Annotated in this window: 14 protein-coding genes; 3 read left to right on the top strand and 11 right to left on the bottom strand. The window is 74.4% G+C overall.

Annotated features, from left to right (window positions below):
* Positions 1 to 127: 127 nt before the first annotated feature.
* Positions 128 to 1351, top strand: a complete 1224-nt coding sequence (locus ABZ172_RS28480) for a CoA transferase (RefSeq protein ID WP_356887960.1) — start codon at positions 128 to 130, stop codon at positions 1349 to 1351.
* Complete coding sequence (locus ABZ172_RS28475) at positions 1348 to 2169, top strand: CoA ester lyase (protein ID WP_356887958.1); 822 nt, start codon at positions 1348 to 1350, stop codon at positions 2167 to 2169. Before ABZ172_RS28480 ends, ABZ172_RS28475 begins: the two co-directional genes overlap by 4 nt.
* A 97-nt stretch (positions 2170 to 2266) precedes the next feature.
* Here the strand turns inward: ABZ172_RS28475 and lgt are convergent, their stop codons facing one another.
* The 11 genes from lgt to hisI form a co-directional block, all read right to left on the bottom strand.
* Complete coding sequence (gene lgt, locus ABZ172_RS28470; protein ID WP_356887956.1) at positions 2267 to 3304, bottom strand: prolipoprotein diacylglyceryl transferase; 1038 nt, start codon at positions 3302 to 3304, stop codon at positions 2267 to 2269.
* 104 nt (positions 3305 to 3408) lie between these two features.
* Positions 3409 to 4230 carry a thioredoxin domain-containing protein gene (locus ABZ172_RS28465; protein ID WP_356887954.1) on the bottom strand — a complete coding sequence of 274 codons (822 nt, stop codon included), beginning with the start codon at positions 4228 to 4230 and terminating at the stop codon, positions 3409 to 3411.
* Positions 4231 to 4305: 75 nt separating this feature from the next.
* A complete protein-coding gene (trpA, locus tag ABZ172_RS28460) occupies positions 4306 to 5118 on the bottom strand; it encodes a tryptophan synthase subunit alpha (RefSeq protein WP_356887952.1) in 813 nt (270 codons plus the stop codon).
* A complete protein-coding gene (gene trpB, locus ABZ172_RS28455; RefSeq protein ID WP_356887950.1) occupies positions 5115 to 6395 on the bottom strand; it encodes a tryptophan synthase subunit beta in 1281 nt (426 codons plus the stop codon). Before trpB ends, trpA begins: the two co-directional genes overlap by 4 nt.
* A gap of 137 nt (positions 6396 to 6532) precedes the next feature.
* The gene (locus ABZ172_RS28450; RefSeq protein WP_356887948.1) at positions 6533 to 6826 is read right to left on the bottom strand and encodes a hypothetical protein; all 294 of its coding nucleotides are present in this window, start codon (positions 6824 to 6826) and stop codon (positions 6533 to 6535) included.
* Positions 6827 to 6835: 9 nt separating this feature from the next.
* Positions 6836 to 7645 carry an indole-3-glycerol phosphate synthase TrpC gene (gene trpC / locus ABZ172_RS28445; protein WP_356887946.1) on the bottom strand — a complete coding sequence of 270 codons (810 nt, stop codon included), beginning with the start codon at positions 7643 to 7645 and terminating at the stop codon, positions 6836 to 6838.
* 114 nt (positions 7646 to 7759) lie between these two features.
* Entirely contained in the window at positions 7760 to 8242 is a 483-nt protein-coding gene (locus ABZ172_RS28440) for a DUF2752 domain-containing protein (protein ID WP_356887944.1), read from the bottom strand.
* A 124-nt stretch (positions 8243 to 8366) separates the two neighbouring features.
* Positions 8367 to 8618, bottom strand: a complete 252-nt coding sequence (locus ABZ172_RS28435; RefSeq protein WP_356887942.1) for an HGxxPAAW family protein — start codon at positions 8616 to 8618, stop codon at positions 8367 to 8369.
* Positions 8619 to 8713: 95 nt separating this feature from the next.
* Entirely contained in the window at positions 8714 to 9367 is a 654-nt protein-coding gene (locus ABZ172_RS28430) for a TIGR02234 family membrane protein (RefSeq protein WP_356887940.1), read from the bottom strand.
* Between the two features lie 14 nt (positions 9368 to 9381).
* Positions 9382 to 10875, bottom strand: coding sequence for an anthranilate synthase component I (locus ABZ172_RS28425; RefSeq protein ID WP_356887938.1), 1494 nt, complete (start codon positions 10873 to 10875; stop codon positions 9382 to 9384).
* Between the two features lie 8 nt (positions 10876 to 10883).
* Positions 10884 to 11264, bottom strand: coding sequence for a phosphoribosyl-AMP cyclohydrolase (hisI, locus tag ABZ172_RS28420; protein WP_356887936.1), 381 nt, complete (start codon positions 11262 to 11264; stop codon positions 10884 to 10886).
* Positions 11265 to 11348: 84 nt separating this feature from the next.
* Between hisI and ABZ172_RS28415 the strand changes: the two genes are divergently transcribed.
* Entirely contained in the window at positions 11349 to 11981 is a 633-nt protein-coding gene (locus ABZ172_RS28415) for a TIGR03085 family metal-binding protein (protein ID WP_356887934.1), read from the top strand.
* Positions 11982 to 12052 lie beyond the last annotated feature (71 nt).

Raw genomic sequence — 12052 nt, 5'->3', positions numbered from 1 at the left:
AGCGGCGGAGGGGCCCCGGACGCGGGGCGGCCGGGCGGGCGGTGGCCCGGGGATCCGCCCGGGTGCTCCGGCAGCGGCGGCCGGACGCCCCGGTGTCCGTGCCCCGGCACGGCGGGAGCGATGCCGTATGAGCGCGCCGACGCCCCCCGCGGCCCCCGTCACGCAGGGCCCGCCGCTCGCGGGCCTGCGCGTCCTGGACCTCGCCACCCTCTTCGCCGGGCCCCTCGCGGCCACCATGCTCGGGGACTTCGGCGCCGAGGTCATCAAGGTGGAGCACCCGCGGAAGCCCGACCCCTCGCGCGGCCACGGCCCGGCGAAGGACGGGATCGGCCTGTGGTGGAAGCTCCTCGGCCGCAACAAGCGGACCCTGACCCTCGACCTGTCCTCTCCCGGCGGCCGGGACGTGCTGCTGCGGCTGGCCGCGGACACCGACGTGATCGTGGAGAACTTCCGGCCCGGGACCCTGGAGCGCTGGGGCCTCGGCTGGGAGGACCTGCGCGCCGTCAACCCGCGGCTGGTCCTGGCCCGGGTGACGGGCTTCGGGCAGACCGGCCCGTACGCGCACCGGCCGGGCTTCGGCACCCTCGCCGAGGCGATGAGCGGCTTCGCCGCCGTCACCGGCGAGCCGGACGGACCGCCGACCCTGCCGCCGTTCGGGCTCGCCGACTCGATCGCGGCGCTCACCACGGCGTACGCGGTGATGACGGCGCTGGCCGGCCGCGACCGCACCGGGGAGGGGCAGGTGGTGGACATGGCGATCATCGAGCCGATCCTGACCGTGCTGGGACCGCAGCCCCTCTGGTACGACCAGCTCGGACACGTGCAGCCGCGGACCGGCAACCGCTCCCGCAACAACGCCCCGCGCAACACCTATCGCACCGCGGACGGCCACTGGGTCGCCGTCTCCACCTCCGCGCAGTCGGTCGCGGAACGGGTGATGCGCCTGGTGGGGCGCCCCGAACTCATCGAGGAGCCGTGGTTCTCCGCAGGGAGCACCCGGGCCGAGCACGCCGACGAGCTCGACGAGGCGGTGGGCCACTGGATCTCCCGGCGCACCCGGCAGGAGGCGGTGGACGCGTTCGAGAAGGCCGAGGCGGCGATCGCGCCGATCCATGACGTACGGGACGTGATGGAGGACCCGCAGTACCGGGCGCTCGGCACGATCACCGAGGTCGACGACCCCGAGCTGGGACCGCTGCGGATGCAGAACGTGCTGTTCCGGCTCTCGGGGACTCCCGGGGCGATCCGCTGGGCGGGCCGGCCGCACGGGGCGGACACGGAGGAGATCCTGGCCGGACTCGGCCTGTCCGCAGCGGCGGTCGCCGCGCTGCGGGACGAGGGAGCCCTGTGATCCCGACGCCGCTGACCTGGCTGTACGTCCCCGGGGACCGGCCAGAGGTGGTCGCCAAGGCGCTCGGTTCGGGCGCGGACGTGGTCATCGTCGACCTGGAGGACGCGGTCGCCCCGGAGCGCAAGGAGTACGCGCGCACGGCGACGGCGGAGCTGCTGTCCGATCCGGTCACCGCGGACCCGAGGGCGGTCCCGGTCCATGTCCGGGTGCACGGCGAGGCCGACGTGCGGGCGCTGGCGGGCCTGCCGGGGCTGTCCGGGATACGGCTTCCCAAGATCACCCATGCGGCGTCCGTGCACCACGTCGCGGCGCTGGCACCCGGTGTGCCGCTGTATCCGCTGCTGGAGTCGGCGCTGGCGGTCGAGCACGCGTACTCGATCGCCGGGGCGCACCACGCCGTGCGGGGGGTCGCACTGGGTGAGGCGGACCTCCGGGCGGACCTGGGGGTGCGGGACGACGCCGGCCTCGACTGGCCGCGCAGCCGGGTGGTGGTCGCCGCACGGGCGGCGGGGCTCGACCCGCCGGTGATGTCGGTGTTCCCCGATGTACGGGACCTGCCGGCGCTGCGGTCGTCCTGTGCGCACGGGAGGGGGCTCGGCCTGCTGGGCAGGGCGGCGATCCATCCGCGGCAGCTGCCGGTCATCGAGCGGGCGTTCCGGCCGACGGCGCGCGAGGTCGAGGCGGCGGAGGAGATCCTGGAGGCGTCCCGGGCCGAGGCGGGGGCGCAGGCCCTGCCGGACGGGCGGTTCGTCGACGCGGCGGTGGTGGCGGCCGCCGGGCGCACGCTCTCCCTGGCGCGGCGGCGCCGGGAGCCGTGAACAGGGCGAAGGCGCCGGGAGCCGTGAACACGGCGAAGGGGCCGCCGGACCTGTGGGGTCCGGCGGCCCCTTCGCACCTGCACGGGGGATGGAGCGGTCAGCTCCGGTCGGCCTTCTGCGGGGTCCCGTCGGTCTTCGGCGCGGCTCCGCCGGCGGCGCCGGTCGCCTCGTCCGGGGCGTCGGCCGGGGTGCCGTCGCCGTCCCCGGCGGTCTCCGCCGAGGCGTCGGCGGAGGGGCCCTCGGCGGCGGCAGCAGTCTCGGCGTCGGCGTCGGCGGAAGCCTCGGTGGAGCTGTCCCCGCCGTCCCCGGCCCGCTCCGCCGCGGCGGCGGGCTCGACGATCTCCTCGCGGCCGGGGCGCAGCTTCGCCGAGACGACCATGTAGGTCACGGCGAGCAGGAAGACGATGATCGCGGTCCACACGTTGAGCCGGAGGCCGAGGACGTGGTGGGCCTCGTCGACCCGCATGTACTCGATCCATCCGCGGCCCGCGCAGTACGCGGCGACGTACAGGGCGAAGGCCCGGCCGTGTCCGAGCGTGAAGCGGCGGTCCGCCCAGATGACCAGGAGGGCGACGCCGACGCACCACAGCGACTCGTACAGGAACGTCGGGTGGTAGGTGCCGGCGACGCGGTTGGTGCCCTCGCTGATCTTGAGGGCCCAGGGCACGTCGGTCGGCCGGCCGTACAGCTCCTGGTTGAACCAGTTGCCCCAGCGGCCGATCGCCTGGGCGAAGGCGATCCCGGGGGCCAGGGCGTCAGCCCAGGCGGGAAGCGGGATGCCGCGGCGGCGGCAGCCGATCCAGGCGCCGACCGCGCCGAGCGCGATCGCACCCCAGATGCCCAGGCCGCCTTCCCAGATCTTGAAGGCGTCGACCCAGTTCTCACCCTCGCTGAAGTACAGCTGGTAGTCGGTGATCACGTGGTAGAGCCTGCCGCCGACCAGGCCGAAGGGCACGGCCCAGACGGCGATGTCGGCGACGGTGCCGGCTCTGCCGCCGCGGGCGACCCAGCGCTTGTTGCCGAACCAGACGGCGACGAAGACACCGATGATGATGCAGAACGCGTAGCCGCGGAGCGGGATCGGGCCGAGCTCGATCACGCCGGTCGACGGGCTGGGAATGAAGGCAAGGTTCATGACGAGGTCGACGCTACCCTGCCGGACCGGACGTACGGCAAGCCGTCCGGCAACTTCTGGGTAACGAGCCCTCCGGCGGGGGCCCGCCGGAGGGCTCGCGCGGGCTACGGCGAGGGGGTGGCCCCCGTGGTGGCCGGCTTCTTGCCCTGGTTGGCCTCCGCCACCCACTTCTTGAGGTTGGCCACGGAGATCTGCTCGCCGCCCTTCTTCGGGAAGATCGACTCGCCGTTGAGCAGCGCGGCCGGCGTGCCCTCGAAGCCGCCCTCGCCGAACGCCTTGTTGGACTTCGCGACCCAGCTGTCGTGCGTGCCGTCCTGCACGCAGCCGCGGAAGGCGGGGGTGTCCAGGCCGTCGACCTTGCCGGCCAGGTCGATCAGCCGGGCGTTGTCGCCGAAGGCGTCGTCGCTCTCCGCGGGCTGGTTGCGGTAGAGGACGTCGTGGTACGGGGCGAACTTCCCGGCGTCCTGGGCGCAGGCGGCGGCGTTGGCCGCGCGCAGTGATCCGCTGCCGCCGAGGTTGCCGTCGATGATGGTGGCGAGGTGGTACTCCACCTTGAGCTGCCCGCTGTCGGCGAGCTCCGTGATCGTGTCACGGAAGGCGTTCTCGAACTGGGCGCAGACCGGGCAGCGGAAGTCCTCCCAGATCGTGAGCGTGGACGGCGCGTCGGCGGCCCCGACCTGGAGGGCGAGCCCGTCCTCGCCCCTCGCTCCCGACGGGGTGACGGCGGGCCCGGCCGCCTTGTCCTTGCCGCTCTTCCCGGCGTTGGCGGCGATGACCCCGATCACGCCTGCCAGGGCCAGCACCCCCACCACGGCCGTCGAGACGATCAGCGTGCGGCGGCGGCGCTCGCGCGCCCGGTCCTGCTCACGCTGCTGGGCGAGCCGCTCGCGCGCGGCCCTGCTTCGGTCCTGGTTCTTCTCGCTCACACCGCGCCAACGAACCGGGGAGGCACGTCAGCGCCTCCCCGGTCCCAGGTCCACCCGTACGGGTGAGGTGTGCCGTCAGCGCTTTCGAACACCTTCGGCCAGTTCGCCCGCCAGCGCGCGGACGGCGGCGAGGCCGGCCGCCTCGTCGGGGGCGTCCAGCATCCGCTTGACGAAGGCCGAGCCGACGATCACCCCGTCCGCGAAGCCGGCGACCTGCCGGGCGTGCTCGGCGGTCGAGACGCCGATGCCCACGCAGACCGGCAGGTCGGTGGTGGCGCGGGTGCGCCGCACCAGGTCCTGGGCCTCCCGGCCGACCGATTCGCGGGTGCCGGTGACGCCCATCAGGGAGGCGGCGTAGACGAAGCCGGAACCGGCCGCCGTGATGGTGGCGAGGCGGGCGTCCTTGCTGCTGGGGGCGACGACGAAGACGGTCGCGAGACCGTGCTTCTCGGCGTGCTCCCTCCACAGCGCCGACTCCTGGACGGGCAGGTCGGGCAGGATGCACCCGGCGCCGCCGGCCTCGGCCAGCTCGGCGGTGAAACGCTCCACGCCGTACCGGTCGACCGGGTTCCAGTAGGTCATGACGAGGATCGGCGCGCCCGTCGCGGCGTGCGCCTCGCGGACCGTGCGCAGGATGTCGGCGATCTTGACGCCGCCGCGCAGCGCGATGTCGTCGGCGGTCTGGATGACCGGCCCGTCGAGCACCGGGTCGCTGTGCGGGAGCCCCACCTCGATGACGTCGGCCCCGCCGTCGACGGCCGCCCGCACGGCGGCGATGCCGCCGTCGACCGTCGGGAAGCCGCCGGGCAGGTAGGCGATGAGCGCCGCCCGGTCCTCGGCGGCCGCCCGGGCGAGCGTCGCTTCGAGAAGCTCTCGGTTGCCGCTCATGAGGTGACCTCTTCCTCTCCGTCGGCCACGTCGGCCTCGACGACCGCGTCGGGGCCGTCGTACAGCCCGAAGTACCGGGCTGCGGTGTCCATGTCCTTGTCGCCGCGGCCGGACAGGTTCACCAGGATCAGCCCGTCCTCGCCGAGCTCCCGTCCGACCTCCAGGGCTCCGGCCAGCGCGTGCGCGCTCTCGATGGCCGGGATGATCCCCTCGGTGCGGGAGAGCAGGCGCAGCGCCTGCATGGCGGCGTCGTCGGTGACCGCGCGGTACTCGCCGCGGCCGGCGTCCTTGAGGTAGGCGTGCTCCGGGCCGATGCCCGGGTAGTCGAGTCCGGCGGAGATCGAGTACGGCTCGGTGATCTGGCCCTCCTCGTCCTGCAGGACGTAGCTGCGCGAGCCGTGCAGGATGCCGGGCTCGCCGGCGGTGAGGGTGGCCGCGTGCTCGCCGGTCTCCACGCCGTGTCCGGCGGGTTCGCAGCCGATCAGCCGGACGTCCGCGTCCGGGATGAAGGCGTGGAAGAGGCCGATGGCGTTGGACCCGCCGCCCACGCAGGCGATCGCGGCGTCCGGCAGCCTGCCCGCGCGCTCCAGGATCTGGCGGCGCGCCTCGACGCCGATCACCCGGTGGAAGTCGCGGACCATCGCGGGGAAGGGGTGCGGCCCGGCGACGGTGCCGAAGAGGTAGTGGGTGCGGTCCACGTCGGCGACCCAGTCGCGGAACGCCTCGTTGATGGCGTCCTTGAGGGTCCGGGAGCCGGACTTCACCGCGACGACCTCGGCGCCGAGCATCCGCATCCGCGCCACGTTCAGCGCCTGCCGCTCGGTGTCGATCTCGCCCATGTAGATGGTGCATTCGAGCCCGAAGAGGGCGCAGGCGGTGGCGGTGGCGACGCCGTGCTGGCCCGCTCCGGTCTCCGCGATGACGCGGGTCTTGCCCATCCGCTTGGTGAGCAGTGCCTGCCCGAGCACGTTGTTGATCTTGTGCGAGCCGGTGTGGTTGAGGTCCTCCCGCTTGAGGAAGACGCGGGCTCCCCCGGCGTGCTCCGCGAAGCGGCTGACCTCGGTCAGCGCGCTGGGTCGGCCGGTGTAGTCGGCCATGAGCGCGTTGAGCTCGGCGGCGAAGGCGGGGTCCGCCTTGGCCTTGTCGTACTCGACGGCTACCTCGTCCACGGCGGCGACCAGCGCCTCCGGGATGAACGCGCCACCGAACGCGCCGAAATAGCCCTCGGCGCTGGGGATCAGACCCTCGGGGTCCGGGATGAAGAAGTCGGACGACATGCGACGTGCTCCTCGAATCGCAACAGGTGGTGTCACCGTATGCGCCATGGCGGAGCGCCGCGCCGACCGCTGGGCGGTCGGTGCGGTGAGGCGTGCGGATCCCCCGTGTGGCGGGGGGGGGCGACGGCCGGGGCTCGCTACGGCGCGGACCCCGTGCGCCATCGCATGCCGTTGACCTGTCCCGGCTCGTCACCGATGACGTACCGGACGCGCCGGCCGTGCACCCGGCGGGCCGGGGCGCGGCAGCCGCGGTGCCAGAAGGGCGGCGCGCAGCGCATCGGACGGGGGCCGCCGAGGGACACGGCCGGGCGGCAGCCGCGGAGGACGGGGGGCCGGCAGCCGCGCGCCGACGGCACGTACCCGTCCCGGGCGCCCGCCCCGGCGGGGCGCGGGCCCGGCCGGACGCGGGCGGCGGGACGGTCGGCGGACACGGGTGCGGGTCAGCCCCGCCCGTGCCGGAGGGCGGGGTGGGCGCCGGCGGCGACCAGGTCGGCGACGGCGGCCCGGGGGTCGCGGCCGGTGACCAGGGACTCGCCTACGAGCACCGCGTCCGCGCCGGCGTTGGCGTAGGCGATGAGGTCGTGCGGGCCGCGGACGCCGGACTCGGCGACCTTGACGATGTGGTCGGGGATCTCCGGGGCGACGCGTTCGAAGGTGGAACGGTCGACCTTGAGGTCCTTGAGGTTGCGCGCGTTGACACCGATGATCTTCGCCCCGGCGTCCACGGCGCGCTCCGCCTCCTCCTCGTCGTGCGCCTCGACGATCGGCGTCAGGCCGATCGACCCGGCGCGCTCGATCAGCGAGACCAGCGCCTCCTGGTCGAGGGCGGCGACGATCAGCAGGGCGAGGTCGGCGCCGTGCGCGCGCGCCTCCCACAGCTGGTACGAGGTGACGATGAAGTCCTTGCGCAGGACCGGGATGTCGACCTTGGCGCGGACGGCCTCCAGGTCGGCGAGCGAGCCGCCGAAGCGGCGCTCCTCGGTGAGGACCGAGATGACGGACGCCCCGCCGGCCTCGTAGTCCGCGGCGAGCGCGGCCGGGTCGGCGATGGCGGCCAGGGCTCCCTTGGAGGGGCTGGAGCGCTTGACCTCGCAGATGACGGTCACGCCCTCGCCGCGCAGGGCGGCGACTCCGTCCTTGGCCCGGGGAGCGCGCGCGGCGCGTTCCTTGAGCTCGTCGAGGCTGACGCGCGCCTGCCGCTCCGCGAGGTCGGCGCGTACGCCGTCGATGATCTCGTCGAGCACACTCACGCGAGCGGCCCCCTTCCGAAGCGGTGATTGGGTACAGGATCAGCCATCTCGATGGTATCCGCAGGAGGGCTCAGGGCCCGCATCCGGCGGTCCCGCGTCCCATTTCCTGGTCATTCACGGCGCCAGCGCGGAACCGAACGGCAGGTTCCTGACCACGGAGAACACCAGGAGCAGCGCGCCGACGCCCCACCAGTAGCGGGGGGCCAGGCCGATCCGCAGCGGGCGGCCCGCGCTCGCCCGGACCACCCAGAGCAGCCAGACGGCGGCGAAGACGGCGTAGCCGGCGACGGCCGCGGCGTTGGCGCCGAGGGCGGTGAGGAGGTCCCCGTGGGCGAAGGCGTGCGCGCTGCGGAGCCCGCCGCACCCGGGGCAGAACACGCCGGTGAACCGGAGCAGCGGGCAGACAGGGTAGTGCCCGGGCTCGTTCGGGTCGACCGCGGCGACGTAGCCGAAGGCCCCGACGACGACGGCCAGCACCCCGGCGGGGGCGGCTAGGCGGCGGAGCCGGGAGGCCGGGGCGGGGGGCGGCAGCGGTCCGGGACCGGCTTCGGGGGCAGGTCCGGGGGCGGCGGGTGCGGGAGAGGCTGAGGCGTCCACCCGGCGATTGTCCCCGCTGACGCGGAAAGGCGCAGCCCGGTCGGGCTGCGCCTCGCGTCGTGTCGGGGACCGGTGCGCGCGCGTGGTCCCCCGGGGTGGTCGTGGCCGGTCCCCCGGGGCCCGGTCAGGCCGTGATCTGGGCCTGGGAGGCGCGGGCCCTGGCGGCCGCCATCTCGTCGGACTCCTTCGGCATGCCGAGGCCGGCCATCTTCATGGCGAGACCCACGACCCCGCCGAGAGCGGCGACGACGACACCGGCCCAGAAGCCGAGGGTGTTCGCCGCGACCATGAAGAGGCCCGCGACGCAGAAGCCGATGAAGGAGATGATGACACCGGTCCAGGCGGCCGGGGTGTGTCCGTGGCTGCTGCCCGCCATGAGTTGCTCCTCGTTGATGTTGCGCTGAAGGTGTTCGCTGCTGGGAAAGCCCGCTTCCATTGTCCCGCACGTGCGGGTGGGCGCGGGGCGGGGGGTCATGCCTCGCGCGTGGGGTCCTCGCCGCGGTCCAGCGCCTTCCACAGTTCCTCGGGCCGTTCGGGGTCCGGGGCGGTGCGGGGCGCCTTGCGGGGACGGGGGGTCCCGTCGCGTTCGTACCGCCCCGACATGGCGGGCCAGCGGCGGCCGTAGCGCAGGGCCAGCAGGCCGGCGAGCAGGATCAGCAGGCCGCCGGCCGCGGTGATGTAGGGCCAGGCGGTGTGGCTGAGGGCCTGGACGGTGGCCGAGGTGTTGCCGGTGGTCTGCGCGGCCCGCTCGTCCAGGGCGGCCCGGTCGGAGGCTCCGGCGAAGGCGCTGAGCCCGGCGCCGAGGCCGCTGAGGGCGAGCAGCCCGGCGACGACGAGCCGGCCGGTGCCGCGGACGGCGAAGACGGCGACGAGGGCGGCCAGGCCGACGACGGCGAGGGCCGCGGGGAGGCCGGTGACGTCCTGGCCGTCGGCGCTGAGCGGCAGGACGCCGCCGCCGACGGCGGCCTTGCCCTCGGCCCAGGTACGGCCCGAGGCGAGGAGGACGACGGTGGCGCCGGCCGCGCCGAGGAGCAGGCCGGCGCCCAGGCTTCGGCGGCTTCCCGCGCTGTCGGGCGCGGAGGCGGCACGGGGCTGGGGTACGGGAACGGCACTCACCCGTCCCACTATCCCCTATCGGCTCACTCGGCCCGGAGCCGGTTCGCCGTGTGCACGGCCCGCAGCACCGCGGCGGCCTTGTTGCGGCACTCGGTGTCCTCGGCGACCGGGTCGGAGTCGGCGACGACGCCCGCTCCGGCCTGCACGTACGCGGTCCCGTCGCGGAGCAGGGCGGTCCGGATGGCGATGGCGGTGTCGGAGTCCCCGGCGAAGTCGAGGTAGCCGACGCAGCCCCCGTAGAGGCCGCGGCGGGTGGGTTCGAGCTCCTCGATGATCTGGAGCGCGCGGGGCTTGGGCGCACCGGAGAGGGTGCCGGCGGGGAAGCACGCGGTGAGCACGTCGAAGGCGCTGCGGTCCTCGGCGACGCGTCCGGTGACGGTGGAGACGATGTGCATCACGTGCGAGTACCGCTCGACGGACATGAAGTCGACGACCTCGACGCTGCCGGGTTCGCAGACCCGTCCCAGGTCGTTGCGGCCGAGGTCGACGAGCATCAGGTGCTCGGCGCGCTCCTTGGGGTCGGCGAGGAGCTCGTCGGCGAGCGCCTGGTCCTCCTGCGGCGTCGCACCGCGGTGCCGGGTCCCCGCGATCGGGTGGACCATCGCCCGGCCGTCCTCGACCTTGACGAGCGCCTCCGGGCTGGAGCCGACGACGTCGAAGCCGTCGAGGCGCAGGAGGTACATGTACGGCGACGGGTTGGTGGCGCGCAGCACCCGGTAGACGTCCAGGGCGGACGCGGTGCACGGCGTCTCGAAGCGCTGGGAGGGCACGACCTGGAAGGCCTCGCCGGCCCTGATGCGCTCCTTGACGTCCTCGACGGCGTCCCTGAACGCCCGGCCGCCCCAGAGCGCGGTGTACGGCGGGAGCTCGGAGGGGGGCAGGGCCGCGGGGGCGTTCTCGACCGGGCGGGACAGGTCGCGCTCCATGGCGTCCAGCCGGGCGACCGCGTCCTGGTAGGCCTCGTCGACGCCGGTGTCCAGGTCGTTGTGGTTGATGGCGTTGGCGATCAGCAGGACCGTGCCGGTGCCGTGGTCGAGCACGGCGAGGTCCGAGGTGAGGAGCATCGTGAGCTCGGGGAGCCGCAGGTCGTCGCCGCCGTGCTCGGTGATCCGCTCCAGGCGGCGTACGACGTCGTAGCCGAGGTAGCCGACCATCCCGCCGGTGAAGGGCGGCAGGCCCTCGTCGCCGACCAGGTCGCGGGGGGTGTGAAGGGTCTCGACGGTGGCGCGCAGCGCCTCCAGCGGGTCGCCGTCGACGGGCACCCCGACGGGCGGGGTGCCGAGCCAGCGGGCCTGGCCGTCGACGACCGTCAGGGTGGCGGCGCTGCGCACCCCGACGAAGGAGTAGCGGGACCAGGTGCGGCCGTTCTCCGCGGATTCGAGGAGGAACGTGCCGGGGCGTTCGGCCGCGAGCTTGCGGTAGAGCCCGACCGGGGTGTCGCCGTCCGCGAGGAGCCGGCGGCTGACGGGGACGACACGGCGGTCGACGGCGAGCTTGCGGAAGGTCTCGAGATCCATGGCTGACCTTATCGGGGCGCGGTGAGCGGGAGGACGTCCTGGTCGAAGCAGGTGCGGTCGCCGGTGTGGCAGGCGGCACCGGTCTGGTCGACCTTCACCAGGACGGTGTCGGCGTCGCAGTCCAGCGCGACCGACCTGACCTGCTGGATGTGGCCCGAGGTGTCCCCCTTGACCCAGTACTCCCGGCGGCTGCGGGACCAGTAGGTGCAGCGGCCCGTGGTGAGGGTGCGGTGCAGCGCCTCGTCGTCCATCCAGCCGAGCATGAGCACCTCGCCCGTGTCGTACTGCTGGGCGATGGCCGGGAAGAGCCCGTCGGGGCCGCGCTTGATGCGGGCGGCGACGGCGGGGTCGAGGTCACTGGCGGGTACGGGGCCGGGCGTGCTGGTCATGCGCCCATTGTGCCGCGCCCGGCGGGGGCGCCCGGCCGTGCGTCCACTGGGCGGACGGCGTGCCGCCGCCGTACGCTGGCGGACATGTCGACCCATGCCAAGCGTGAACGTCTCCTGCTCGCCGATCTGTTGGAAGCGGCGGGCCCCGAGGCCCAGACCCTGTGCGGTGGCTGGAAGACCCGTGACCTGGCCGCCCATGTCGTGGTGCGTGAACGCCGCGCGGACGCGGCGGGCGGGCTCCTGGTGGGCGCCCTGAAGAACCGGCTGGAGCGGGTACAGGCCGAGTTCGCCGCCAAGCCGTACGAGGAACTGCTCCAGCTCATCCGGACGGGTCCGCCGCGGATGTCGCCCTTCGGTCTGAAGCAGCTGGACGAGGCGGCCAACACCGTCGAGTTCTACGTCCACGCGGAGGACGTGCGGCGGGCCCAGCCCGACTGGTCGCAGCGGGACCTGGACCCGGTGTTCGCCGACGTCCTGTGGTCGCGTACCGAGAAGACGGCCCGGGTGATGGGCCGCCGGTCGCCGGTGGGGCTGGTGCTGCGGCGTCCGGACGGCCAGACCGCGGTGGCCCACAAGGGGACCCCGGTCGTGACGGTCACCGGGGAGCCCGGTGAGCTGCTGCTGTTCGCCGCGGGCCGGCAGGACGCGGCACGGGTGGAGCTGGACGGTGACAAGGACGCGCTGGCCCGGCTGCACACGGCCGAGCTGGGCCTCTGACTCCGGCGCGCCGCGCCCCCGGCGGGGGGGGGGCGTAGTGGGGGGGCGGGGCGCCGGTCGGGCGGGGGGGC

The organism is Streptomyces sp. NPDC006296 (genome assembly GCF_040613235.1).
In the GTDB taxonomy this organism is placed as follows: domain Bacteria; phylum Actinomycetota; class Actinomycetes; order Streptomycetales; family Streptomycetaceae; genus Streptomyces.
Note: the sequence above shows the minus strand (reverse complement) of the source record. Positions and strands in the feature narration are given on the sequence as shown.